Below are 24,321 nucleotides of genomic sequence, written 5' to 3' on the forward strand. Positions count from 1 at the left end.
AATTCGGTCCATGGAATTCGGTCCAGGAAATTGTCCGGTGGGGTGAACAGCGTGCCTCAGTCCGCGACCGCGTACGTCTCCACCGACCACAGCGAGTACCCGTACGCCGTCGCCCGCTTCTCGCCCTGCACGCGTACGTACGTCACATCCCGCTCGTCCATCCGCAGCTCCTCGCGGCCGCCGCGCCCGTCCCGCACCACCGCGGCCGTACGCCAGCGGCGGCCGTCCGCCGAGACCTGGATCCGGTACGCCGACGGATGGGCGTCCTGCCAGTGCAGCACCACCCGCCCGAGCCGCACCGGCCGGGCCAGCTCCACCTGCCACCAGGCGCCGTCCTCCACCGGCGACGACCAGCGCGTCCGCGGGTCCCCGTCGTTCGCCGCGGACGCCGGGAAGTCGGGCGTCTCGTCGGCCGAGGAACGGGCGCTGCCGGTGCGCGCCAGATCGGGCCCGGCGGTCCGGGGGAAGGTACGCAGGGTGAGGGTGCGGGACACCTCGCCGAACGCGAGCCGGATGTCGTACGCCCGCAGCGGCGTCCCCTCCGGGACGATCACCTCGACCGGCACCTCGACCGACGACCCGCGCGGCAGCGTCAGGGCATCGCCCGGGACGCGCACCTCGATGCCCTTTGGCGCATCGACGGTGAGCCGGTCCCGCACATCGGCGGGCCTGAGGGCGCTCAGCCGGGCGGTCAGCCGCCGCGTCCCGCCGATCTCCGCGTCCGCCGTACCGGGCAACTCCAGCGCGGCGGCGGGCGAGTCGGCGAACCAGGGCACCAGATGCCGTACCCGGCCGGGCGCCGGGCCGGTGACGCGGACGGCGTCGGCGCGCAGGCGCGCGGTCAGCTCGGTGGCGCCCGAGGCGTCCAGCGCGCCGACCCGCCGCCAGCCCTCGCCGGGCACCCGGGCCTCGACGGTCCCCTGCGTGCCGGGGGCGGCCAGGACGGTCACCGTGGCGAGCGTGCGGGTGTGCGGGAAGCGAACGGTACGGCCGTCGCCCCCGTAGCCCCGGTCCGCGTCCGGCTCGGCGTCGAGGCCCGCCCAGCTCTCGTACGCCTTCTGCGCCTGCGCCAGGAACGGGTCCAGCACGCCCTTACCGACCGTCACTCGCGCTTCGCCCAGCCGTTCGCGCAGCTCGCCGAGGGTGCGGTACGCCGTCCAGGCCGCCGTCGGGTCACCGGTGCGCTGGGCTTCGAGCATGTCGAGCGCGGCGAGCCCCGCGTCGCCGTAGCGGGCCAACTGCTGGGTCCACGGGGTGACTTCGAGGGCGAGCGGGGTGCCGGAGAGGCGGGACGGGGTCTCGCGCATGACCGTGAAGGCGGCGCGGAGGCGGTCCTGGGCGGGCTTGGGCTTCCGCTCGGCCGGTGTGTCGTCGGTGGTCGGCTGTTTTTGCCCGGCCGCTGTGCCGTCCGTGGTCGGCTGTTTTTGCCCGGCCGCTGTGCCGTCCGTGGCCGCCCGCTCCCGCCCGACCGCCGTGCCGTCCGTGGCCGTCCGCTCCCGCCAGAACGCCTCCATCAGCGGCCGCAGATACGCCGACTCCTCCCCGCCCAGTACCGAGGACGCGTCGTTGCCCGCCAGGGCGGTCAGGGCCTCGGCGCGGCGTTCGTCGCCTGCCGCGAGGTCGGCGAGGGCGGCCCGCCAGGACTCCTGGGGACGGTAGGAGCGCGGGTTCCAGGCGAAGTCGGCTGCGGTGAACAGGGGGATGCGGGAGGCCTCGGCCTGTGCCATCGCGTTGGCGAGGAGGGCGGCCGAACCGGCGGCGATGGCGGGTTCGCGGCCGGTGTAGGGGCCGAGGAAGACGCGGTCCTCGGCGTAGTCGTTGACCGGGTAGTTGTCCACGGTGACCAGCGGGTGCCGGAACACCTCGCGGGCGGTGGCCAGTTCCCGCCCGGTGATGGTGCGCGGCACCACCCCCACGCCCGTCCACGCCACCTGGACACCCGCGTCCAGCGCGCCCGCCAGCTCCCGCCGGTACTCGGTGGCGCCGTCCTGGTAGTACTCGGTCGGCATCAAGGTGAGCGCGGCGGCGTCCGGGTGGCGGTGGGCCAGGTACCGCGCCACGGCGTTCGCCACGCGCGCGTGCGCCCGTGCCGCCGCCTCCGGCCCCGACCCGAACCGCTCGGCGTCCGCCTCGCAGTGCCACTCGCTGTAGCTGACGTCCTGGAACTGCAACTGGAACGCCCGGAACCCGAGCGCCCACATCGCCTCGATCTTCCGGGTCAGCGCCTTGACGTCCGCGTCCGAGGACAGGCACATGGCCTGCCCCGGGGCCACCGCCCAGCCCAGCGTGACGTGGTTGCGCCGCGCCCGCTCCGCCAGCTCCCGGAACTCCGCCCGCTGCCCGGCCGGGTACGGCTCACGCCAGCGGGCCTGCCGGTAGAGGTCGGCGCCGGGGGCGTACAGGTAACGGTTCTGCTTGGTGCGGCCCATGAAGTCCAGCTGGGCGAGGCGCTGTTCGCGGGTCCACGGTTCGCCGTAGAAGCCCTCGGTGGTGCCGCGTACGGCGGTGCCGGGCCAGTCGCGGACGGCCGCGCCCGTGATCGTGCCGTCGGGGCGCAGGAGCTGGCGCAGGGTCTGGACGGCGTGGAAGAGGCCGTCCGGGCCGGTGCCGGTGAGGGTGACGGTGTCGCCGTCGACGGTGAGCTCGTAGCCGCCGGAGGGGAGGTCACGGTCGGGGGTCCGCGTCCCGGCGCGGACGACGAGGACGCCCGGCGGGACCGGGTCGCCGGTGGTGGTGATCCGGCGGGCGCCGGCCTGCCGTAGCAGGGTGCGCAGGGCCTGGACGGCGTACGGGTCGGCCGTCGGGCCGGTCCGGAGGGCGACCTCGTCGGTGACGGTGGCCGGGGTGCCGGTGCGGCGCAGGGAGTGGGGGCGGGGCCAGACGGAGGGGTATGGCGCGTCGGCGGTGGGGGACTCCGGGGCCGTCAGGGAAGCGGGTGGGGTCGGTGGGGCCGTCAGGAAAGCGGATGGGTTCGGTGGGGCCAGTGGGGCCGCTTGGGCGGTGGGCGTGGAGCCCAGGGCTCCGGCGGTGCCGGTCCCCGCCACCACGGCGAACGCCAGCGCGACCGCCCCCCGTCCGTGCCGCAGCCGCACAGGCCCTCCTCGCTGTCGTCCGCCTCTTCCCATGTCCGCGTCAGGGAGAGATCGAGCCCACCATCCGTAGCGGGGAGTGTCAACGGGAGTGGCCGTCATCTGCTGTTTTGTCGGAACCTGGAGCGAGTGGGCGCGTACGGAATGTGATGAGAAGGACCTTCTTCGTCTTGGGGGCGTCTGGCCTCGCGCTCATTGGGTAGGGCTGCGATGACCCACTCGACTCGACAAGGAGACCACCGTGGCCGCATCGGCACACCTTCTGTTGTCCGCCCTCTCCGACGACACGCTCCGCTCCGACGGAGGCGCCCGCTCCAAACGCACCTCGGCGCCCGGGGACACGCCCCGTTCCAAACGCCTGCCGTTCCCGCGGCCGGCGGAGCCGTCGTCCGTCGGCGGGGACCGGGCTGGGGCTTATCCGGCCGAACCGGATCTTGAGCATGTGTGCGTCTTCAGCGCGGAGGGCGCCTGCACCGAGGCGCCGCTGACCAGCGAACCCCCGCTGCCCGACGCCGAACCCCTCACCAGCGAGCCACCCCTCGCCGTCCCGGACGCCGACTCCACACGGCCGTAGCCGACCGAGCCTTGGACACCGACTCCGCGAGGTGGCAGATGACCGCACCCTGGACACCGACTCCGCGAGGTTGTGGATGACCGCACCCTGGACACCGACCCCGCGAGGTCGTGGATGAGCGCACCCCGCCCGGCTGAAGCTCCCGGCGAAGACCTGTGCCGACTCGCGGAGTCGTACGGCGTCGTCCCCTCCTACAGCCCGTCCCCGGACCGCACGGTCACCGCCTCGGCCGCCGCGCTCACCCGGACCCTGGCCGCACTCGGCGTCGACGCGAGCACACCCGAGGCCACGCGTGCCGCGCTCGCCGCCCGCCGCGCGGAACTGCGCGAACGGCTGCTGCCACCGACCGTCGTCTGCTGGGGCGACGCCGCGCCCGAAGCCCTCGCCGGGCTGCCCGAGGGCACCCGGTTGCGGATCGAGACCGAGCAGGGCGAGACCCGCGACAGCGCCGAGCACCTCCCGCCCGGCGTCCACCGCCTCACCGCCACCGCACCCGACGGCCGGACCGCCGACGTCCACCTCATCGCCGCCCCACCCCGGCTGCCCACGCCGGCGATACGGTCGTACGGCCTCCTGGTCCAGCTCTACTCCCTGCTCTCGCAGCGCTCCTGGGGCATGGGCGACCTCGGCGACCTCGACGAACTCACCGCCTGGGCCGGCCGCTCCCTCGGCGCCGGATTCGTCCAGGTCAACCCGCTGCACGCGGCCGTACCCGGCGCCCCCACCGACCCCTCCCCGTACCGCCCCTCCTCCCGCCGCTTCCCCGACCCGGTGCATCTGCGGATCGAGGCCGTCCCCGAGTACGCGTACGTCGGCGACCGCGAGCGGATGCGGGCGCTCGCCGAACGGGCCGACCGGCTGCGGGAGTCGGTGCTGGAGAAGGGCGCGTTGATCGACCGGGACGCGGTGTGGGAGCTGAAGCGGGAAGCGCTGGAACTCGTGGCGGACGTCCCCCTCGGACCCGGCAGACGCGCCGCCTACTGCGACTACCTCGCCGAGCAGGGCGACGCCCTGGAGGACCACGCCACCTGGTGCGCGCTGGCCGAGCTGCACGGGCCCGACTGGCACACCTGGCCGGACGGTCTGCGCAACCCGCGGTCGGCCGAAACCGCCCGCGCCCGGCGCGAGCTGATGGACCGCGTCGACTTCCACTCCCGCCTCGCCTGGCTCACCGACGCCCAGCTCACCGCCGCACAGCGCACCGCGCGCGAGGCGGGGATGCCGGTCGGGATCGTGCACGACCTCGCGGTCGGCGCGCACCCCGGGGGCGCCGACGCCTGGGCGCAGCAGCGGTACTTCGCCGCCGGGATGTCCGTGGGCGCCCCGCCGGACGCCTTCAACGCCCGCGGCCAGGACTGGGGCCTGCCGCCGTGGCGCCCGGACCGGCTGGCCGAGTCCGGGTACGCGCCGTTCCGGGGTTTGCTGCGCGGCCTGTTCCGCTACGCGGGCGCCCTGCGCATCGACCACGTGATGGGCCTGTTCCGGCTGTGGTGGGTGCCGGTGGGACTGCCGCCCACGGAGGGGACCTACGTCCGCTACGACGCCGAGGCCATGCTCGCCGTACTGGTGCTGGAGGCCTCCCGGGCCGGGGCGATGGTGATCGGCGAGGACCTGGGGACCGTGGAGCCGGGGGTGCGGGAAGCGCTGCGGGAGCGGGGGGTGTTCGGCACGTCGGTGCTGTGGTTCGAGCGGGACTGGGACGGCGACGGCCGTCCGCTGCCGCCCGACCGCTGGCGCGCCGACTGCCTGGCCACCGCGACGACCCATGACCTGCCGCCCACCGCGGCCCGGCTGACCGGCGAACACGTCGAACTCCGGGACCGGCTCGGCCTGCTCACCCGCCCTGTGGACGTGGAGCGGGGGGAAGCGGCCGCCGATACGGGGGAATGGCTGGCGCTGCTCGCCCGGCTCGGTCTGCTGCGGGGTACGGGCGGCGGCCTGGGTGCGGGGGAGGAGGAGGCCGAGGTCCAGGCCGTCCACCGGTTCCTGCTGCGTACGCCGGCCCGGATGATCGGCGTGTGGCTGCCCGACGGGGTGGGGGATCGGCGGCCGCAGAATCTGCCGGGGACGTGGGACGAGTATCCGAACTGGCGGTTGCCGATCGCGGATGCGGCGGGGCGTGTGGTGACGTTGGAGGGGCTGGCGGCTTCTGTGCGGTTGCGGGCGTTGGTGGAGGCGGTGCGGGGGGATGGCGCCGGGGAGGATGGCGCCGGGAGTGGGAGCGACGGGGAACGCGAGCGGGGATGAGCGGCCCTTCGTCGCGGGTCCGCACCGCTTACGGCACCGCTTACGGGACCCCGGGCGCGCGGCCCCACCCGGCGTTCGGTACTTTTGGCACCGTGGACAAGAAGAACGCCCTGCGCGCCGGCGCCCTGGCCGCCGGTACGACGCTGATGATGCTGCTCATGTCGTCCCCCGCGCTCGCGCTCACGCGTGACGACGGCGACGACCCCGGCACGGGCCTGAGCGTCATCGAGACGCTGGGTTGGTTCGTGATTGCCCCGGTCGTGATCTTCGCGGTGATCGCGGGCCTGGTGGTGGTGCTGGACAAGTCCCACAAGCGGAGGGACACGACCACGTCCAACATCACGACCAAGGCCGACGCCAAGGCCTGACCGAAGGTCTCCAGCGCTCCCCAGGGCGCCGTTCTCGTCGTACGTCGATGAGGCCGGCGCCTTCGGTATGTCCGGGGGTCGGTGTCAGGGGGCGGCGGGGCGTCAGGGGCTCGGCGCGGTGAGGTAGCGCTGGATGGTGGGGGCCAGCCAGGCAATGATCTCCTGGCGGGCGAGTGCCGTCGTGGGCGGGAACCGCAGGACGTAACGGGTCAGCGCCAGCCCGAGCACCTGCGTCGCACAGAGCGCGGCCCGCGTCGGTACCTGCTCGGGGTCGGGACAGACCTGCTGGGCAACCGGCAGCAACTGATCCCGGAAGATGCCCCGCATCCGCTCGGCCCCGGCCTGGTTGGTCACGCCGACCCGGAGCAGGGCGGTGAGTACCTCGTTTTCCTCCCACATGTCGAGGAAGTGCGCCACGAGGGCGCGGCCGACGTCGGAGCGGGGGACTGTGCCGAGGTCGGGGAGCTTCAGATCGACGGCGACGGCGGCCGCGAAGAGGCCCTCCTTGTTGCCGTAGTAGCGCATGACCATCGACGGGTCGATGTTCGCGTCCTTGGCGATGGCCCGGATGGTGGCGCGCTCGTATCCGTCGGCGGCGAAGCGCTCGCGGGCGGCGTCGAGGATGGCGGTGCGGGTGGCGTCGGAGCGGCGGGGGGTTGGTGGGGGCGGCGGCGTGGGTGGCGGCGTGGGTGGCGTGGGCGGGGTGTCGGGCATGCCAACGAGTGTAGGCCAACGGGTGTGGGTGAACCAGTGTCCACATGTTGGCCAACATGCGTAGGTCAACGCTCGTAGGCCAACAGCCGTTGACGCCGCTCGCCTCGACGTCTACCGTTGCCAACAATCGTTGACCAACGCTCGTTGGCACCAGGAGGCCAAGATGAACGGCACCCCCGAAACCTCGGCCCAAACCCCCCGCTCCGTCATCGTCGTCGGCTCCGGCCCCACCGGCCTCCTCCTGGCCGGCGACCTCGCCCACGCCGGCGTCCCCGTCACCCTCCTCGAAAAGCGACCCCAAGGCATCAGCAACCTCTCCCGCGCCTTCGGCGTCCACGCCCGCACCCTGGAGCAGCTCGACGCCCGCGGCCTCGCCGACCCGCTGATCGCCACCGGCGGCACCCTCACCGAGCTCCGCCTCTTCCGCCGCCTCTCGCTCGACCTGAGCACGCTGCCCTCCCGCTTCCCGTTCCTGCTCATCACCCCGCAGTACGAGGTCGAACGCCTGCTGGAGCGCCGGGCGCGTGAGGTCGGCGTCGAGTTCGCCCACGAGAGCGAGGTCGTGGGCCTGCGCCAGGACGGCACCGGCGTGGACGTGGACGTACGCGGCGCCGACGGCGCGGTCGTGACCCACCGCGCGGCGTACGTCGTCGGCGCGGACGGCCACCGCAGCGCCGTCCGGCACGCGCTCGGCCTGCCCTTCCCCGGTGTCTCCGTCATCAGGTCCCTCTTCCTCGCGGACGTCCGGCTCGCCGAGAAGCCCGACACCGTCCTCACCGTCAACGGCGCGGGCGACGCCTTCGCGATGATCGCGAGCTTCGGCGACGGCTGGTACCGCGTCATGGGCTGGAACCGCCGCCACGAGGTCGCCGACGACGCCCCGCTCGGCCTCGACGAGGTCAGGGAGGTCACCCGCCGTGCCCTGGGCACCGACTACGGCATGCACGACGCCCGCTGGCTGTCCCGTTTCCACAGCGACGAGCGTCAGGTGCCGCAGTACCGGGTCGGTCGGGTCTTCCTCGCCGGCGACGCCGCGCACATCCACTCCCCGGCCGGCGGTCAGGGCATGAACACCGGCCTGCAGGACGCCGCCAACCTCGGCTGGAAGCTCGCCGCGACCGTCCAGGGCTGGGCACCGCAGGGCCTGCTGGACACGTACCAGACCGAACGCCACCCGGTCGGCAAGGCGGTGCTGCGCAGCAGTGGTGGCTTGGTCCGCCTGGCCCGAGCGCAGAGCCCCGTCCTGCGCGCCACCCGCGCCCTGGTCTCCGCGTTCGTCAACGCGACCGCCCCCGCACGCCGCAAGGTCATGGCCCAGGTCACCGGTATCGGCTACCGCTACCAGGCCCCCCGGGGCTCCCACCCTCTCACCGGCACCCGTGCCCCCGACGCCCCCCTCACCACCGGCCGCCTCTACGAATCCCTCCGCACCGGCCGCTACCTCCTGATCACCCCGGCCCCCTACGAGCCACCGGCCACCCCCCGCACCAGTCACCTGACGGTGGCCCACTGGACGGACACCCGCCGCACGACCCTCCTGATTCGCCCCGACGCCTACATCGCCTGGGCCACCGACTCCGCCACCCCCGCCGCAATCGAGGCGGCCCTGACGGCGCACCTGGGCTGAACGCCCCGGGCCGATTATTCAGATTCCCTGAAAAGAATGGTCGAAAAGTTTCGATGGACCTGATGAGTGGCTCGCTGGGACGGTGGATCCGACGACGTGATCACCGACCAGCGAAAGGACCTCCGTGGCCGTAGCCCCCGACCGGACCTCCCCTTCCTCTTCCTCCTCTTACTCCCACACGAGGGGTACGGCGCTCAGCGCGTCGATCCCCAGGAACGCCGCCGCCCCTGCCGTCGGCCTCGCCCTCGCCGCGCTCGCCACCCTCGTCTGGTCCGGCAGCTTCGTCACCTCCCGTGCCCTGCACGACAGCGTCCCGCCCGTTCAGCACGCCTTCTGGCGCTGGGTGGTGGCGCTGGTCGTCGTCGCGCCCTTCGGGGCCCGGCAGGCCTGGCGGCAGCGCCGGGTGATCGGTCGGCACGCCGGATTCGTCCTGCTGGCCTCGCTGCTCGGCGTCACCCTCTACAACACTCTCGTCAACGAGGCGGGCCGCACCACACCCGCCGCCACCATGGGCGTGATCATGGCCGCGTCGCCGGTGCTGATGGCGTTGTTCGAGCGCGCGAGCGGCGTACGGTTCGGTGGGCGCCGAGTCGCCGGGCTGCTCATCGCCTGCGGGGGCGTGCTGCTGCTGGTCGGTGAGGGTGCCGACTTCGGACCCGGTGACGCCTGGATGATCGCCGCCACCTGCTGCTTCGCGGCGTACAGCGCGCTGTTGCGCCGCAGGCCCGCGGAGCTGGGCGGTGCGGGTTTCCTGTTCACCACCTTCCTCGTCGGCGCCGTGCTGCTGCTGCCCGCACAGGGTGTGAGTCTCGCCGTGCAGGGCGGTTTCGAGCCGTCGTACGAGACGGTGCTGCCTCTTCTCTACGTCGGGATCGTCTCGTCCGCCGTCGCCTTCTTCGCGTGGAACAAGGCGATCGCGCTGGTCGGGGCGGCGCGTGCCGGGGCCGTCTACTACCTGCAGCCGGTGTGCGTGTCCCTGCTCTCGTGGATGCTGTTGGGCGAGGGGACCGGGTGGGGGCAGGCGCTGTGCATGGTGCTGATCGTGGGCGGGGTCGTGCTCGGGGCTGCCGGGCGGCGCTGAGCTGTAGGTTTCCGTTCCATGGTCGAGTGGGACATCCGGAAGCTGCAGATCCTGCGGACGTTGCGGGAGCGGGGGACGGTGACCGCGACCGCCGAGGCGTTGCGGATGACGCCCTCGGCGGTTTCGCAGCAGCTGACCAATCTGTCCAGGCAACTCGGGGTGCCGTTGCTGGAGGCTCAGGGGCGGCGGGTGCGGCTCACCGATGCGGCACGGCTGGTGTTGCGGCATGCGGAGGCGGTGTTCGAGCAACTGGAGCGGGCGGACGCCGAGTTGGCGGCGTACGTCCAGGGCGAGGCCGGTGAGGTACGGGTGGGCGCCTTCTCCACCGCCGTACCGGCACTGGTCGTACCGGCCGTGCGGGCGCTGCGTGCGGTGCATCCCGGGGTGAGCGTGCGGGTGCGGGAGGTGGAGGCGGGGGAGGCGTACGAGTTGCTGGCCGCGGGGGAGGTGGACGTGGCGCTGTCGTTGGCGGCGCAGGCGCCGACGGTTGCGGATGGGCGGTTCGGTGTCGTGCGGTTGCTGTCGGATCCGTTGGACCTTGCGTTGCCCCGGGGGCATGCGTTGGCGGGGGCTGAAGGGGTGCGGCTTGCCGATCTCGCTGCCGAGCCGTGGATTTTCGGGGGGAGCGGGCCCTGGTCCGATATCACTCGGGCGGCTTGTGAGGCGGCGGGGTTTCAGCCTGTGCAGGGGCATTCGGCGGCCGGGTGGACGGCGATTCTGGCGATGGTGGAGGCGGGGATGGGGGTGGCGTTGGTGCCTCGGATGGTGCAGGTGCGGACGGATGGCGTTGTGATGCGGGAGTTGGCGATGGAGCGACCTCGGCGGCATGTGGTGGCCGCGGTGCGGAAGGGGGCTGAGCTGGGTGCCGCGGGCAAGGTGCTGGGGGCGTTGCGGGAGGTCGCGGCCGGGCTGGGGTGACAGACGCTCGGCGTCGGTGCTTGCCGGGACCGTGCCGCTCACCCGCACCGACGAGACACCGCTGCGCCCACCCGTGCCACCCCAGCGGTACGACTGCCCGCGCCTACGCAGACCCCGGAGCCCCACCCACCCCCGCCCGGCGCCCGCACCATGAACACATCCACCGGATCCTCGGATTCGACCGCGAACCCATGCCGCTCATACAGCCGCCGGGCCGGACTCCCCTGCAGTACGTTCAGCCGGAGCAGGACGCCGTCGCGGTCGCACCGCTGCAGTAGGGTCCGTAGCACCGCACCGCCGATGCCGGCGCCCTGCAGATGCGGGGCCAGGTAGAAGTGCTCCAGCCAGTGGGCGTCCTCGGTCGGCCGCAGGGACACGCAGCCCGCGAACGTGCCGCCCACCTCGATCACCCAGGTGTGCTCCGGCACGAACCCGTCCCGCAGCCGCTGCCGGACCCGCCGCTCGTCGTACCGCCCGAGCCGCTCCAGATCCCCCCGCAGCACCACGGCCCGCAACTCGGCCACCGCCTCGACGTCCGCCCCCGACGCCGGCCGTATCTCCCAGTCCCCCATGATCGCCACACTATCCCGACACTATCCCGGGCCCACGCCAAGGGGCGCCCCCGAGCTCAGCTCGTCGGGCGCCCCGTCGGCGTACCGTGCAACTCAGAGCTACCCCTGGGCGCCTGCCGCCGCATCCGCCCCCTGCGCCCGCAGGGCGCGCTCGATGCCCGCCCCCGACTCCGACACCAGCCGCCGCAGCGCCGCGCTCGGTTCCGCGGTCGACAGCCACTCGTCCGTCTTCGCCAGGGTGTGCGCGGTGACCTGGACCGACGGGTACAGGCCCACCGCGATCTGCTGGGCCATCTCGTGGGAGCGGGAGTCCCACACGCCCTTCACCGACTCGAAGTACTTGTCGGTGTACGGCGCGAGCAGCTCCCGCTGGTCCGTCTGGACGAAGCCGGAGATGACCGCCTCCTGGACGGCGTTCGGGAGCTTGTCGGACTCGACGACCGAGGCCCAGGCCTCCGCCTTCGCCTCCGGCGTCGGGCGGGCGGCGCGGGCGGTGGCGGCGTGGCGTTCACCGGCCGCCGTCTTGTCGCGCTCGTACTCGCCCGCGATCTCCGCCTCCTCGAAGCGGCCCACGGCCGCGAGCCGCTCCACGAACGCCCAGCGCAGCTCCGTGTCCACGACCAGGCCTGTGATCGTCTGCGACCCGTCCAGCAGCGCCTGAAGCAGGTCCAGCTGCTCCGGCGTCCGCGCGGTGGCCGCGAAGGCGCGCGCCCAGGCCAGCTGGTGGTCGCCGCCCGGCTCGGCGGCGCGCAGGTGCGCCAGCGTGGCGTCCGTCCAGCGGGTCAGCAGCGCCTCCCGGGCGGCCGGGTCGGCGTACAGCTCGATCGCCAGCTTCACCTGCCGCTGCAGCGACTGCACCACACCGATGTCCGACTCCTTGCCGATGCCGGACAGCACGAGGGACAGGTAGTCGCGGGTGGCGAGTTCCGCGTCGCGCGTCATGTCCCACGCCGACGCCCAGCACAGCGCCCGCGGCAGCGACGACTCGAAGTCGCCGAGGTGGTCGGTGACGAAGGCCAGCGACTGCTCGTCCAGGCGGACCTTCGCGTACGACAGGTCGTCGTCGTTCAGCAGCACGACGCTCGGACGCGGGCGCCCCACCAGCTGCGGTACGGCCGTCAGCTCGCCGTCGACGTCCAGCTCGACGCGCTCCTCGCGCACCAGCTTCCCGGCGTCGTAGTCCATCTCGTACAGCCCGACCGCGATCCGGTGCGGACGCAGCGTCGGCTCGCCCTTCGCGCCCGTGGGCAGCGCCGGCGCCTCCTGCCGGATCGCGAAGGACGTGATGACACCGTTCGGGTCCGTCTCGATCTCCGGGCGCAGGATGTTGATCCCGGCCGTCTCCAGCCACTTGCGCGACCAGGTCTTCAGGTCCCGCCCGGAGGTCTCCTCCAGCGCGGTCAGCAGGTCGGTCAGGCGCGTGTTGCGGTACGCGTGGCGCTTGAAGTAGGCCTGCACGCCCCGGAAGAACTCGTCCTGCCCGACGTATGCGACGAGCTGCTTCAGTACGGAGGCGCCCTTGGCGTACGTGATGCCGTCGAAGTTGACCAGCACGTCGTCCAGGTCGCGGATCTCCGCCATGATCGGGTGCGTGGACGGCAGCTGGTCCTGGCGGTACGCCCACGTCTTCATGGAGTTCGCGAACGTCGTCCACGCGTGCGGCCAGCGCGACGCGGGCGCCGCGGCCTGGCAGGCGATGGACGTGTACGTGGCGAACGACTCGTTCAGCCACAGGTCGTTCCACCACTCCATGGTGACCAGGTCGCCGAACCACATGTGGGCCAGCTCGTGCAGGATGGTCTCGGCGCGTGTCTCGTACGCCGCGTCCGTCACCTTCGAGCGGAAGACGTACTGGTCGCGGATGGTCACCGCGCCCGCGTTCTCCATCGCGCCCGCGTTGAACTCCGGCACGAACAGCTGGTCGTACTTCTGGAACGGGTACGCGTAGTCGAACTTCTCCTGGAACCACTCGAAGCCCTGCCGGGTCACCTCGAAGATCGCGTCCGAGTCGAGGTACTCGGCCAGCGACGGACGGCAGTAGATGCCGAGCGGGACGGACTGGCCGTCCTTCTCGTACACGCTGTGCACGCTGTGGTACGGGCCGACGATCAGCGCCGTGATGTACGTCGAGATGCGCGGCGTCGGCTCGAAGACCCAGACGCTGTCCTTGGGCTCGGGCGTGGGCGAGTTGGAGATGACCGTCCAGCCCTCGGGCGCCCGCACGGTGAACTGGAAGGTCGCCTTCAGGTCCGGCTGCTCGAACGACGTGAACACGCGACGGGCGTCCGGCACCTCGAACTGGGTGTAGAGGTAGGCCTGGTCGTCGACCGGGTCGACGAACTTGTGCAGGCCCTCGCCGGTGTTGGTGTACGCGCAGTCGGCGACCACCCGCAGCACGTTCCGGCCCTGGAGCAGGCCGGGCAGGGCGATCCGGGAGTCCTTGAAGACCGCGCCGGGGTCGAGGGGGTCGCCGTTCAGAGTGATCTCGTGGACCGCCGGCGCCACCAGGTCGATGAAGGACTCGACACCGTTCTCGGCGACGTCGAAGCGCACGGTGGTCACGGACCGGAACGTGTCGCCCTCCTGCGCCCCGGAGAGGTCGAGATCGATCTCGTACGAGTCAACGGTGAGCAGCTTCGCGCGCTGCTGCGCCTCTTCGCGAGTCAGGTTTGTGCCAGGCACGCGGTCATCTCCTCGTTATGTGTCGGTTGCGCCATCCTTCCACGCGACCTGCGGCGAACGCGATGTCCATTCCCCGCCGGTGGGCGGGGCGGACACACGCGAGTCTGGGCCCATGACGACGTACATCGCACGACCGATCGAACCGCCGGTCCTGAAGGAGCTGCGTTCTGCTGACGATGCGGGACGCGAGATGGTTCCCGTGACGGACGAGGAAGGTGGGGCGCCGCTGCGCTGCTGCCTGCGCCGCAGTGAGCCGGGGGAGCGGATCGCCCTGGTCTCGTACGCCCCACTGCGCCGCTGGGCCGCGCAGACGGGGGCCGATCCGGGGGCGTACGACGAACAGGGCCCCGTCTTCATCCATGCGGAGGAATGCCCGGGGCCTCAGGGGAGCGCCCTGCCCTTCACCAACGCCCACCGCACCCTCCGCCGCTACTCGGCCGAGGGACGCATCGTCGGCGGACGGCTGGTCGACAACGGCTTCGAGGCAGCCCTAGCAAACGCGTTCGACGACCCGGAAGTGGCGCTCGTCCACGTCCGGGCCGTCGAGTACGGCTGTTTCCTCTACGAGGTGCGCAGGGTCTTCGGTCGGATCAGCCGGTGACGCGAAGCTCGACCAGCACGGACCGCTCGCCGTCAACGGTGCCCTCGCCGACCGACTTGAACCCGTTCTTCGCCACGTCGACCTTCACAGTCGTGCCGCTGGTGGTCCCGACGAGGTCCGCGCTGATCGGGTGCGACTCCGTCTCCAGGGCGAACACTCTCTCCAACTCCAAGGTCAGCCAGCCGCTGGTGCCGCTGGCCTCGAAGCAGTACAGCTCATCGCGGTTCACCGACGCGTCCTTGACCGTCATGACGCGGATCTGGTCGCGGTTGTAGTCGCAGTCGGCCAGGACGATGTGGCCGTCGCCTCTCTTGAGCAGGATGCCCTTCGTCTCCAGGACTTTCTGGGCGCCGGGGTAGTTGAAGTCCTCCACGGCGTACGGCGGTGTCACGGCCTGCGTGGCCGTGTCCTCGGCCGAGGCGAACGGCACTGCCGCCAGCACGAGAACGGCGCCGACCGCGCCGGGAATGAGTAGATTACGGACGCGGAATGTCATGCTCTGGTCCCCTCCAGGCGGAACGCCTGCGCATCCGAGCCCCCCGCCGTTGTTTGATCAAGTACCGGGCTGAAACTAGCCAGTTGTCGGAAGACGGTCAATATCGCCGCCCTGTCACCGGTGCGGGCTGCACCGGTGACAGGGCGGCTGTGTGGCGCAAGGCGGCGTCCGCTGTGGCGGCTACCGTCCGCGCGACACGTAGGGCGCCAGCACCGCTGCGGCTCTCCGGTCGGCCTCGGCGTCCGGTACGAGGGGCCGCAGGTCGGGGTCGAAGAACTCCAGCAGGGTCCGGGACTCCCGCAGGGGGATGCCGAACGCCTCGTTGAGGACCCTCAGCAGATGCAACGGGGTCAGTGTGAAGGTCTCATCGCTGCGGAGCGCCTCGATCATCGCGAGGAGACCCGCGCCCTCCGCGGCCATGGCGCGCAGGTTCTCGACTGTCTTGTCCGTGTCCACTGAGGAGTCCGTTCTGCTAGCTCGGCCGCTCGAAGTCGATTCGGACGTTCTTGTAGTTGCCGGGCTCGCCTTCGAGCGTAACCTTACTGATCTTGGTGAACCCGTACCGTGCCGCGTTCCGGCCGGTGAAGGTCTGGGCCGCGGCCTCTTCCACGGTCATGCCCTCCCGGATCAGCTGGTTGAACTTGTTCAGGTTGGTCGGCATGGCCGGGACCCACTTGCCCTCGATCTTCTGGATGTTCTCGGCGCCGAAGTGGGACATGACGTCGTCGAACATCTGGTAGCCCCTGGTGGTGCTGTCGTTGCGCTCCACAGCGATTTCCAGGACGCCGTCCTGGGCGTCGGCCATGATCATGCCGTTGCCGTCGTACTTCTTGATGAACTCGCCGCAGGCCCACCTGCGGCTGCTGCTCGCCGCCGTCACCAGCTGCGTGGACATGCCCTGCGCGCTGGAGGTGGTCGCGTCCACGACCGTGGCGCCCTTGCAGACCCGGTTGACCTTGAAGAGCTTGCGGAGCGTGTCGTACCCCAGCTCCACCCACTTGATCTTGGACTTGACGGTGACGTCCGCCAGCAGCATCCAGCACGACTGCACGTCGAGGTTGTCGGCGCAGCTCTCCAGCTCGCCCAGGCCGGTGAGCTCCTTGGTGACGTTGTGGAGCTGCTCCATCGCCGAGGCGAACTCACGCCCGAAGACCTCGAGCTCGCACAGCACTTCGTTGTGCTGGCACCAGCGCGGGTGGTTGTTGTAGTACTCGTCGCAGCCGACGAAGTTGCAGCGGTAGATCTCGCGCGCCCGCGCACCCGCATCGTTCGCCGCCTTCTCCTTGGCGGCGACGGCGGCCTTGCGGAGGGCCTCCTGCTCCGCCCTCACCTTCTCGACCGCGATCGAGTAGGCGTCCTTGGCCGCCGCGAGGGCGGCCGCGGAGTCCTGCTTCGCCGCCTGGGCCATGGCGCGGGCCTCGTTCGCGGCCGACCAGGCGATGGACGCGGACGTCTGCGCCATCTCCGAGGAGACCGTGGCGGTGGCGGCGGACAGAGCCGCGTCGTTGGCGGCGACGTTCGCGCTGTTCGCCGCGGCACGGGCGGTCTTCGCGGACTCGGCGGCCTGCGCGGCGGACGCCTCCGCGTCCCTGGCGTGCCGGTCCGCCTCGTCCGCGTAGACCTGGGCGTCGGCCGCCGCGGCGTCCGCCTGCCGGGCGTACTCGGCTGCTTCGGCGGCCGCCTTGCGGGCCAGGGCCGCGGACTCCTGGGCCTCGGCGGCGTCCTGATGCGCCTTGGCCGCTACTCCCGCCGCCTCCGCGATCAGCTGCTGGACCTGCGCGATGTGGGTGGTCGCCAGCAAGTCCTTGCGCTCGGCCATGTACCGGCCCCGGACGATGAAGGCGTGCAGCGCGGTGGGCGATCCCTCCAGGGCGATCCGCGCGGCGGCCTGGACCTCCGGCCCGCCCGCGGAGACCAGCTGGGCCGCCATGACCCGTTCGTCCTGGGTGCGTGCGGTGTACTGCGTGGTGGCCAGGAACTCCCGGTACGCGGCGGGCGTGCCGGCCGCCAGGGCCGCGCGGGCCTCGTCGGTCTGGACGGGGCCACCGGCGTCGGCGATGCGGGCGATCTCGACGCGGAAGTCCTGCGCGCCGACTTCGTACTGGCCCTGCGTCAGGAAGGCGTGGACCGTGGCGTCGTCGCCCGCCAGGGCCACCTCGGCGGCGTCCCGTACGGCCTTGACGATGCTGTCCTCGGCCAGGCGCTCGACCCGGAAGCGCTCGTCCTGCGCCCGGGCCTCCTGCCAGCCGTTGCGGATGTAGTCGACGACGTACTCATCGGGACTGGCGAGCGCCACCTCGGCCGCGGCCCGGCTCCAGGCGTCGCCGTACTGCATGGCGAGGAGAGCGAGTTTGCGGCCGTCGGTCGCGATCTGGGCGGGATCGGCGTCCGGCTGCGCGGCGGCGGCCGCCAGGCGCTGGGCCTCGGCGTCTCGGTCCTTGGCGTCCTGGACCGCCGAGGCGCGCTCCGCCTGCTGGAGGTCGTACGCCTCCTTGACATCGCGGGCCTGCTCGATGCCCGCGTTGGTACGGCCCTTGAGCTCCTCTGCCTCCACCTCGCGGGCGAGCTGGAAGACCGCCTGAGCCTTGGTGACGGCCTTCGAGGCCGTGTTGGCCGCCGTGGTGGCCGCGTTGGCGTGCGCGGTGGCCTTGTCGGCGGCCGTCGCGGCGTCGCCCGCGTGATCGGCGGCCTCCTCGGCGGCCGCGGCGGACGCGTTGGCGTGTGCGGCGGCGGACCGGGCCTCGTCGCGGGCTTCGGCGGCGGCGGTGGCCGCTCTGCGGGCGAGCGCCTCGGCGGCGGTCGCGGCCCGGTTGGCCTCGGCGGCGTGGCGCTTGGCGGCAGCGGCGGCGCGGCGGGCCTCGGCGGCCTGGGCGCTGCTCTGGTCGGCGAAATTGCTGGCCTCGACGGCCGCGGCGGCGGCCAGATCGGCGTTGGCGCCGGCGCTGATGGCGGAGAGCGCCGCGGAGCCGGCCGCGGCTGCGGCCTTCGACGCCTCGTCGGCTGCGTCGGCCGCGGCGTCGGCGCCCTTGGCGGCGTTCCGTGCCTGCTGAGCGGCCTGGCGCGCCGCGTCGGCGTTGGCCGCGTCACGGGCCGCGTCGGCCGCGGCGCTGCGTGCCCTGGAGGAAGCCTGCGCCGCCCCCGCCGCGGCGGCGGCTGCCTGAGCGGCGGCATTGGCCGCGATCCGGGCGGAGTTGTTGGCCGCGTTGGCGGCGGCGATGGCCTGCTGGGCCGCGGTCGCCGCTTCCTTGGCGGCCTTGGCGGCGCGCCCGGCGGCGGCTGCGGCGTCGACCGAGTCCTGCTGGGCCAGCGAGGCTTCCTCGGCGGCCTTCTCCGCCGCTTCCTTGGCAAGCGCGGAGGCCTTGACCGCCTTGGCCGACGCCTCCTTCGCGGCGCTGGTCTCCTTGGCGGCCTGGCGCCCGGCCTCCTTGGCCTGGGCCGCCAACTGCGCGACGGTGGCCCGTTCCTGGTCGCGGGAGCGCGCGATGTACTGACCGACGTCCAGGAACTCCTGGATGTCCTCCGGCGTGCCTCTCAGCGCGAGTCGGCCCGCTGCCTGGACGTTGGTCCCGCCGGTGCTGATGATCTGCGCGACCAGGACGCGGTTGTCCTGCTCCCGCGCCTCGTACTGGGTGGTCGCGAGGAATGCCTGGACATCCTCGGGTGTACCGCTCAGCGCGGCCTGGCCGGCCTCCTGGACGTTGGGTCCGCCGACGCTGATGATCTGCGCGACCAGGACGCGCTGGTCCTGATGGAGTGGCGTCTCCCAGCCGGAGGACAGGAAGGTCTCGAGGTCTTCCGGCGTCCCCGACAGCGCCGTACGCGCGGCGTCGAGAAGCTCGCTGCCACCGATGCCGGCGAGTTGTGCGGCGGCGACGCGGTTGTCCTGGATTCCCAGCTCCCGGGCGGTGGAGAGCAGGTTCTCGACGTCCGCGTCGCTCCCGGTGAGAGCGGCCTCGGCGGCCGCCTTGACCCCGGGACCTCCGCTCTTGTACAGGTCCACGACCATGGCGCGGGAGGTGAGGGGCGTGGGGCTGCCGCTCTGCCCGCTGAACATCCCCTCGTCGGACAAGGGGTCCTCGACCGCGGCGGCCGTACCGCCCAGCAGGCCCACGACAAGGGCGAGCGGCAGCAGGCCCCCGGCCAGCGCACGCGCTGCCCGCCGGGCTCTCCCCGCCGCTCGCCGTCTATGCATGATGTGATTCACAAACGTCCCATCTCGGCTGGCGGCAAAGGGAGTTGCCGCTCAACGAATAGCAGACGTTGTGATCATGTCAGCGTTGATCAGCCCTGTGAAACCTGATCGGGTTTGTCGATCGCTTTCGCCAGGGCACCGGCCCGTTCAGCTCCCGCGCGGCGCACCGCACGTGGGTGGAGCCGGTGCGGGCGGCCGGGCCCGCACCGCCGGAGGTATTACGCGCTCAGCTCCGCCGCCACCAGCTCCGCGATCTGCACCGCGTTCAGCGCCGCGCCCTTGCGCAGGTTGTCGTTGGAGATGAACAGCGCGAGCCCGTTCTCCACCGTCTCGTCGCGGCGGATGCGGCCGACGTACGACGGGTCCTGACCGGCCGCCTGGAGCGGGGTCGGGACGTCGGTCAGGGCCACGCCGGGGGCGCCGGCCAGCAGCTCCTTGGCGCGCTCGACGCTGATCGGGCGGGCGAAACGGGCATTGACCTGGAGCGAGTGGCCGCTGAAGACCGGGACGCGCACGCAGGTGCCGGAGACCTTCAGCTCGGGGATCTCCAGGATCTTGCGGGACTCGTTGCGGAGCTTCTGCTCCTCGTCGGTCTCGTTCAGACCGTCGTCGACGATCGAGCCGGCCAGCGGCAGCACGTTGTACGCGATCGGCGCGACGTACTTGTTCGGCGCCGGGAACTCGGCCGCCGAGCCGTCGTGGGTGAGCTTCGGCGCGTCCTCACCGACCTTCTTGACCTGCTCGAACAGCTCGTCGACGCCCGCCAGGCCGGAGCCGGACACGGCCTGGTAGGTGGCGACGACCAGGGCTTCCAGCCCCGCCTCCGCGTGCAGCGGCTGCAGCACCGGCATCGCGGCCATCGTCGTGCAGTTCGGGTTGGCGATGATGCCCTTGGGGCGGCTCGCGATCGCGTGCGGGTTCACCTCGGACACCACCAGGGGCACCTCCGGGTCCCGGCGCCAGGCGGAGGAGTTGTCGATCACGACCGCGCCCTGCCCGGCGACCTTCTCGGCCAGCGCCTTGGAGGTCGCGCCGCCCGCGGAGAACAGGACGATGTCCAGGCCGGTGTAGTCGGCCGTGGCCGCGTCCTCGACGGTCACGCCGTCCAGGACCGTCCCCGCCGAACGGGCCGAGGCGAACAGACGCAGCTCCGTCACCGGGAAGTCGCGCTCCGTGAGGATCCTGCGCATGACCGTGCCGACCTGACCGGTGGCTCCGACGATTCCGACCCTCACGACGACTCCTTTGCGTGGCTTACGGGGCGCCCCTTCCCTGACCGGGGCCTTTCCATCATGCGGGGCACCTGGGCCCCTGTGTCCAATCCTTTGGGCTTGTGCCCGCGTAGTGGGACGAGGCCTCCGTGACATACGCCACTGATGCCTACCCGAGGGCGAGCCGAACGTTTCCGCCCGTCCCGGCGTCATAGGGGAAACGCGGACCTCGTGCGAGGAGAGGGGGTGCGGTGCTGCGCGGAAAGGCGCGCCGCGGCCAGGGGGGCGACGTGCACGGTGATGTCGGGGATCCCTTGGACGCGGCCCAGGAGCGCCGGGTGCGGGCGGTGCTCGCGCTCGGCGGGGTGCCGCAGGCGGACCTGCCGGACGGGGTGCAGCAGGTACGCCTGCGGCTGCTGGAGCGGGCCGCCGACGGCCGCGAGGCGCCGCGTGACGTCTCCGCGTGGGCGGCGGTCGTCGCCTCCAACCTCGCCATGGACTGGCACCGCGCCAAACGCAGGCAGGAGCGCCTCGGGGAACGCCTGGCGTCGCTGCGCCAGCCGGAGCACGCTCCCTCCGGCGAGGACACCAGCCTGCTGTCCCTCGCGGTCGCCCAGGGCCTGGACGAGCTGCCCGACGCCCAGCGTCAGGTCCTCGTCCTGCGGTTCTACGCCGATCTGCCGGTGCGTTCCATCGCCGAGGAGCTCGGCATCCCGGAGGGCACGGTCAAGAGCAGGCTGCACACGGCGGTACGGGCCCTGCGCGCCCGCCTGCACGAGGACGAGGTGGTGTGACGTGACCGTCGAACACGACGGCTACGGCGGCTACGACGGCGAGGGCACCGGCGTGGACCCGCTGATGGCCGTCCTCACGGACCAGCCGCTGCCCGACGCGGCCCGCGCCGACGCCGCCTTCATGGCCGAGCACCGGTCGGCGGCGGCGGACGTGGCGCTGCTGCGGGAGCAGCTGGGGATCCTCGGCGAGGCGCTGACGGAGGTACCCGAGGTACCGGAGGTTTCGGAGGAACCGGCGAAGTCCCCGTCGCCGCCGGTCCGGGTACGCCCGCACCGCCGCCGTCCCTTCGCCCTCGCCCTCGGCGCGGTCGGGGTCGCGGCCGCCGGGGCGATGGTGGTGGGCCTGGGCTGGCTGCTCGGCCAGGCGGGTGGCGGCGTGACGGAGACCTCCGGGGCCGCCGCCGACAGCGCCGAGTCCGACTCCTCCAGTGCCGCCGGCCCCCTCGGCTCCGCCGAGTACCTCGCCTGCGCCCGCCTGGTCGCCGAGGGCGAGGTGACGTCCGCGCGGCCCGTCCCCGGCACCGGTGAGGAACGCGTCACCCTGGAGGTGACCCACTCTTACAAACCGGCCCGGACCGACACCGAGGTCAGGTTCGTGATCCCTACGAGCGCCGGCCTCGACGAGGGCGAGCAGGTCCTCGTCGTCATCCGCCGCGACAGCGCGTCCCCCGACTTCTGGCTCGTCGGCGAGGCCGCGATCGCCGGGCAGCGCCCGCTGCTCATCCGGACGTTGCCACAGGCGGGTGCGACACCCTGCGAATAGTCAGGCGGGCGCGGACCGTCTTGCCGACGTCCGGACGCAGGAACCAGTCCAGTTCGGCGGCGATACGGGACACGACCAGAAGTCCCCTGCCGTCCTCATCGCCGGGTTCCTTGTCGATCGTCGCTTCGGGGACGAGTTCCCCTCGCGCGTTCAGACCGACAGCGCCTGGGGCTCCGTGTCCACGTCGGACAAACCTCGCGAAGTCGACCGGTTCCACCGCCGGTTCGACGCCATGGCAGCATCGGCGCTGCCTCCAGAGGACACGCCAGACTTCCTCCACCGACTAGAACGAGAGTTGTAGACCATGCCCGCGCACCCGCTTGCCCGCCAACTCGCCCAGCAGCAGGCTTGGTTCAAGTCCTCCTACAGCGACGGGACGGGAACCAACTGCCTCGAAGCCGCCTGGATCAAGTCCTCCTACAGCGACTCCGGAGGCCAGAACTGCGTAGAAATAGCCCACCGCCCCACCGACCAGGCCATCGCAATCCGCGACTCGAAGGCCCCCACCGGCCCCGTCCTCCTCCTCCCCGCAACAGCCTGGTCGGCCTTCATCGCGCACCTGTGACGGCTACCGGTCGCCGCAGAACTCCGCCTCGATCACCGCCTCGCTGTCACCCGCCCAGTCGCCGTTGAAGTTGAAGGCGAGGGAATGGCGGGCGTCCGGGGTGGTGACCGCCTCCGACAAGGAGCCGTGGATGCCGCCGCCGTGGCCCCAGACGTGCACGCCGCAGGACAGCTCGCGGTCCAGCAGGCCCAGTCCGTAGCCGACGTTGGGGGCACCGTCTATGGCGACCGTGGTCTTCATCGCCTTCAGCTGCTCCGGCGGCAGCAGCTTGCCGCCCAGCAGGGCCCGGTAGAAGCGGTTGAGGTCGGCGGAGTCGGAGATCATCTCGCCGGCCGCGTACGCCAGGGACGGGTTGAGCCTGGTGACGTCGTACGTCGGGCCGGTCGCCGTCTCGGCCAGTTTGCTGTACGCGCGGCTGCTGGGCCGCGGCACGGTGACCCGCGTGCCGGGCACCGAGGTGGCGTTCAGGTGCAGCGGCCTGAGGATGCGGTCGCGGATCTCGGCGCCGTACGGTCGGCCCGTCGCCTTCTCGATCACCATCCCGGCCAGGACGTAGTTGGTGTTGGAGTAGCTCCAGGACGTGCCCGGCGCGAAGTCCGGCTTGTGGGCCATCGCGATCGCCACCAACTCGGCCGGTTTCTTCGTGTCGTAGCGGTGCTCGAAGAAGCCGTCCTTGAGGAAGTACGTGCGGCCGAATTCCTCGTCCGAGGTGTAGTCGTAGATGCCGCTGGTGTGGTTGAGCAGCTGGCGCAGCGTGATCTTCCGGCCGTCGTGGCCGTTGCCCCGCACGGCGCCCGGCAGCCACTCGTCCACCGTGTCGTCCAGCGACAGCGTGCCCTCCGCCTCCAGCTGGAGCAGCACCGTCGCCACGAACGTCTTGGTGATGCTGCCCACCCGGTACCGGTCGGCCGTCGAACGCGGCTCGCCGGTGCGCAGGTTCCCCACGCCCTCGGTCGCCCGCCAGGCGCCGTGCGCGTCCTTGGCGGTGGCCGTCACGCCCGGCACCCCGTCCTTGACGGCGGCGCGGAGCGCCTCGCGGGTCGCGTCGTGGCCGCCCCCGGTGGGTGCCGCCAGGGCCGGACCGGCCAGGGCGACCGACAGCGCCACGGCCGTCGCCGCCACCACGGTCACTCGTACGCTTCTCATGTCTTCCCCCATCTGATCCTCTCGGATCCTTTTCGGATCACGACACGGTCGGAGGGAGAAACCATGAGGGCTGCGTGAAGGTTGCTGGCGCCCGTACCAGTTGAGCGGGTTTCAGCCTTTTTCAGGACCGGCTCGGTGCCCGTTTCCTACGTCAGGTCGACGCGCCCCGCCGCCGGGCGTTCCCGCCACAGCCGCAGTCCCAGGTCGACCAGCCCGATGCGTCGGAGGCCGGATACGGCGTCGAGGTCGTGCCAGGCGGCCATGTCGGTGGAACCGCCGATCTCATGGCGCAGTTCACCGCCGACCACCGTCCCCTCGTACACCAGGCGTACGCCGTGGTGGTCGGTCGCCGGGCGGAAGCGGCGGCCCGGGAAGGTGCGGTGGAGGGAGTGGACGCCGAGGATGCCGGTGACTTCGATGCGGTAGCCGGTCTCCTCCCGCACCTCCCGGCGAACGGTGTCGTAGGGATCCTCACCGTGTTCCATGCCGCCGCCGGGCAGGACCCACTCGGGTGTGCCGTCGGGTGCGGGGGAGCGGGCGAGCAGCACCTGGCCGTCGCGGACGCATATGGCGTAGGCCGCCACCCTCAACGTCTTTCGCACCAGGGGACGTTACCCCGCGTGGACCCGGAATGCCGTCCGGGAATGCCGCCCGGCACCCGAATTGTTCCGCTCATCCTCT

Annotated in this window: 21 protein-coding genes; 11 read left to right on the top strand and 10 right to left on the bottom strand. The window is 72.1% G+C overall.

The features are described from left to right. Window positions 1–56: 56 nt before the first annotated feature. Window positions 57–3,092: a beta-N-acetylglucosaminidase domain-containing protein gene (locus HJD23_RS27670; protein WP_206352704.1), complete on the bottom strand. Its 3,036-nt coding sequence runs from the start codon at window positions 3,090–3,092 to the stop codon at window positions 57–59. A gap of 238 nt (window positions 3,093–3,330) precedes the next feature. Here HJD23_RS27670 and HJD23_RS44140 point away from each other — a divergent pair, with 238 nt between their 5' ends. The 3 genes from HJD23_RS44140 to HJD23_RS27685 all read left to right on the top strand — a co-directional run bounded on the left by HJD23_RS44140 (window position 3,331) and on the right by HJD23_RS27685 (window position 6,278). Beyond that, a complete protein-coding gene (locus tag HJD23_RS44140; protein WP_240981029.1) occupies window positions 3,331–3,663 on the top strand; it encodes a hypothetical protein in 333 nt (110 codons plus the stop codon). Between the two features lie 114 nt (window positions 3,664–3,777). After that, window positions 3,778–5,910 carry a 4-alpha-glucanotransferase gene (gene malQ, locus HJD23_RS27680; RefSeq protein WP_171116413.1) on the top strand — a complete coding sequence of 711 codons (2,133 nt, stop codon included), beginning with the start codon at window positions 3,778–3,780 and terminating at the stop codon, window positions 5,908–5,910. 92 nt (window positions 5,911–6,002) lie between these two features. Next, window positions 6,003–6,278: a hypothetical protein gene (locus HJD23_RS27685; protein ID WP_171116411.1), complete on the top strand. Its 276-nt coding sequence runs from the start codon at window positions 6,003–6,005 to the stop codon at window positions 6,276–6,278. Between the two features lie 102 nt (window positions 6,279–6,380). On the opposite strand, the gene HJD23_RS27690 is transcribed toward HJD23_RS27685, so the two are convergent. Beyond that, a complete protein-coding gene (locus HJD23_RS27690; RefSeq protein WP_171116409.1) occupies window positions 6,381–6,992 on the bottom strand; it encodes a TetR family transcriptional regulator in 612 nt (203 codons plus the stop codon). 163 nt (window positions 6,993–7,155) lie between these two features. Here HJD23_RS27690 and HJD23_RS27695 point away from each other — a divergent pair, with 163 nt between their 5' ends. The 3 genes from HJD23_RS27695 to HJD23_RS27705 all read left to right on the top strand — a co-directional run bounded on the left by HJD23_RS27695 (window position 7,156) and on the right by HJD23_RS27705 (window position 10,618). Further along, window positions 7,156–8,619: an FAD-dependent monooxygenase gene (locus HJD23_RS27695; RefSeq protein ID WP_171116407.1), complete on the top strand. Its 1,464-nt coding sequence runs from the start codon at window positions 7,156–7,158 to the stop codon at window positions 8,617–8,619. Between the two features lie 205 nt (window positions 8,620–8,824). Next, a complete protein-coding gene (locus HJD23_RS27700) occupies window positions 8,825–9,700 on the top strand; it encodes a DMT family transporter (RefSeq protein WP_240980997.1) in 876 nt (291 codons plus the stop codon). Window positions 9,701–9,718: 18 nt separating this feature from the next. After that, on the top strand, window positions 9,719–10,618 hold the full coding sequence (locus HJD23_RS27705) for a LysR family transcriptional regulator (protein ID WP_171116402.1): 900 nt from the start codon (window positions 9,719–9,721) through the stop codon (window positions 10,616–10,618). A 38-nt stretch (window positions 10,619–10,656) separates the two neighbouring features. Here HJD23_RS27705 and HJD23_RS27710 read toward each other — a convergent pair whose 3' ends face one another. Together HJD23_RS27710 and pepN are read right to left on the bottom strand one after the other, a co-directional pair. Further along, complete coding sequence (locus HJD23_RS27710) at window positions 10,657–11,190, bottom strand: GNAT family N-acetyltransferase (protein ID WP_171134083.1); 534 nt, start codon at window positions 11,188–11,190, stop codon at window positions 10,657–10,659. A 99-nt stretch (window positions 11,191–11,289) separates the two neighbouring features. Further along, on the bottom strand, window positions 11,290–13,872 hold the full coding sequence (gene pepN / locus HJD23_RS27715; protein ID WP_171116398.1) for an aminopeptidase N: 2,583 nt from the start codon (window positions 13,870–13,872) through the stop codon (window positions 11,290–11,292). A 112-nt stretch (window positions 13,873–13,984) separates the two neighbouring features. On the opposite strand from pepN, the gene HJD23_RS27720 reads away from it, so the two are divergent. After that, window positions 13,985–14,473: a DUF1203 domain-containing protein gene (locus HJD23_RS27720; RefSeq protein ID WP_171116396.1), complete on the top strand. Its 489-nt coding sequence runs from the start codon at window positions 13,985–13,987 to the stop codon at window positions 14,471–14,473. Here HJD23_RS27720 and HJD23_RS27725 read toward each other — a convergent pair. The 4 genes from HJD23_RS27725 to HJD23_RS27740 form a co-directional block, all read right to left on the bottom strand. Beyond that, window positions 14,463–14,969, bottom strand: a complete 507-nt coding sequence (locus HJD23_RS27725) for a hypothetical protein (RefSeq protein WP_232107663.1) — start codon at window positions 14,967–14,969, stop codon at window positions 14,463–14,465. The genes HJD23_RS27720 and HJD23_RS27725 overlap by 11 nt on opposite strands. A 180-nt stretch (window positions 14,970–15,149) precedes the next feature. Next, complete coding sequence (locus tag HJD23_RS27730; RefSeq protein WP_240980828.1) at window positions 15,150–15,425, bottom strand: hypothetical protein; 276 nt, start codon at window positions 15,423–15,425, stop codon at window positions 15,150–15,152. A gap of 16 nt (window positions 15,426–15,441) precedes the next feature. Further along, complete coding sequence (locus HJD23_RS27735; protein WP_232107662.1) at window positions 15,442–19,161, bottom strand: ALF repeat-containing protein; 3,720 nt, start codon at window positions 19,159–19,161, stop codon at window positions 15,442–15,444. Between the two features lie 218 nt (window positions 19,162–19,379). Next, a complete protein-coding gene (locus tag HJD23_RS27740) occupies window positions 19,380–20,396 on the bottom strand; it encodes an aspartate-semialdehyde dehydrogenase (RefSeq protein WP_171116394.1) in 1,017 nt (338 codons plus the stop codon). A gap of 227 nt (window positions 20,397–20,623) precedes the next feature. Between HJD23_RS27740 and HJD23_RS27745 the strand changes: the two genes are divergently transcribed. From HJD23_RS27745 to HJD23_RS27755, 4 genes are all read left to right on the top strand, one after another. Next, on the top strand, window positions 20,624–21,166 hold the full coding sequence (locus HJD23_RS27745; protein WP_171116392.1) for a sigma-70 family RNA polymerase sigma factor: 543 nt from the start codon (window positions 20,624–20,626) through the stop codon (window positions 21,164–21,166). A 1-nt stretch (window position 21,167) separates the two neighbouring features. Further along, window positions 21,168–21,929: a hypothetical protein gene (locus HJD23_RS27750; protein WP_240980829.1), complete on the top strand. Its 762-nt coding sequence runs from the start codon at window positions 21,168–21,170 to the stop codon at window positions 21,927–21,929. A gap of 175 nt (window positions 21,930–22,104) precedes the next feature. After that, window positions 22,105–22,230, top strand: a complete 126-nt coding sequence (locus tag HJD23_RS44150; RefSeq protein WP_346770345.1) for a Scr1 family TA system antitoxin-like transcriptional regulator — start codon at window positions 22,105–22,107, stop codon at window positions 22,228–22,230. Between the two features lie 3 nt (window positions 22,231–22,233). Then, window positions 22,234–22,494 (top strand): DUF397 domain-containing protein, encoded by a 261-nt coding sequence (locus tag HJD23_RS27755; RefSeq protein ID WP_171116390.1) that lies wholly within the window; start codon window positions 22,234–22,236, stop codon window positions 22,492–22,494. A 3-nt stretch (window positions 22,495–22,497) separates the two neighbouring features. Here the strand turns inward: HJD23_RS27755 and HJD23_RS27760 are convergent, their stop codons facing one another. Both HJD23_RS27760 and HJD23_RS27765 read right to left on the bottom strand, forming a co-directional pair. After that, entirely contained in the window at window positions 22,498–23,640 is a 1,143-nt protein-coding gene (locus tag HJD23_RS27760; protein WP_171116388.1) for a serine hydrolase domain-containing protein, read from the bottom strand. 146 nt (window positions 23,641–23,786) lie between these two features. Continuing rightward, on the bottom strand, window positions 23,787–24,242 hold the full coding sequence (locus HJD23_RS27765; RefSeq protein WP_171116386.1) for an NUDIX hydrolase: 456 nt from the start codon (window positions 24,240–24,242) through the stop codon (window positions 23,787–23,789). Between the last annotated feature and the right edge of the window lie 79 nt (window positions 24,243–24,321).

Origin of the sequence: Streptomyces sp. Z423-1, from assembly GCF_013009255.1 — a bacterium.
Classification (GTDB): Bacteria; Actinomycetota; Actinomycetes; order Streptomycetales; family Streptomycetaceae; genus Streptomyces; species Streptomyces gossypiisoli.

Coding starts and splice junctions, on each gene's coding strand:
- malQ (WP_171116413.1), top strand. CDS start 3,778: ATGAGCGCACCCCGCCCGGCTGAAGCTCCCGGCGAAGACCTGTGCCGA.
- HJD23_RS27725 (WP_232107663.1), bottom strand. CDS start 14,969: ATGACATTCCGCGTCCGTAATCTACTCATTCCCGGCGCGGTCGGCGCC.
- HJD23_RS27735 (WP_232107662.1), bottom strand. CDS start 19,161: ATGCATAGACGGCGAGCGGCGGGGAGAGCCCGGCGGGCAGCGCGTGCG.
- HJD23_RS27755 (WP_171116390.1), top strand. CDS start 22,234: ATGCCCGCGCACCCGCTTGCCCGCCAACTCGCCCAGCAGCAGGCTTGG.
- HJD23_RS27720 (WP_171116396.1), top strand. CDS start 13,985: ATGACGACGTACATCGCACGACCGATCGAACCGCCGGTCCTGAAGGAG.
- HJD23_RS27695 (WP_171116407.1), top strand. CDS start 7,156: ATGAACGGCACCCCCGAAACCTCGGCCCAAACCCCCCGCTCCGTCATC.
- HJD23_RS27760 (WP_171116388.1), bottom strand. CDS start 23,640: ATGAGAAGCGTACGAGTGACCGTGGTGGCGGCGACGGCCGTGGCGCTG.
- HJD23_RS27690 (WP_171116409.1), bottom strand. CDS start 6,992: ATGCCCGACACCCCGCCCACGCCACCCACGCCGCCACCCACGCCGCCG.
- HJD23_RS27705 (WP_171116402.1), top strand. CDS start 9,719: ATGGTCGAGTGGGACATCCGGAAGCTGCAGATCCTGCGGACGTTGCGG.
- HJD23_RS27710 (WP_171134083.1), bottom strand. CDS start 11,190: ATGGGGGACTGGGAGATACGGCCGGCGTCGGGGGCGGACGTCGAGGCG.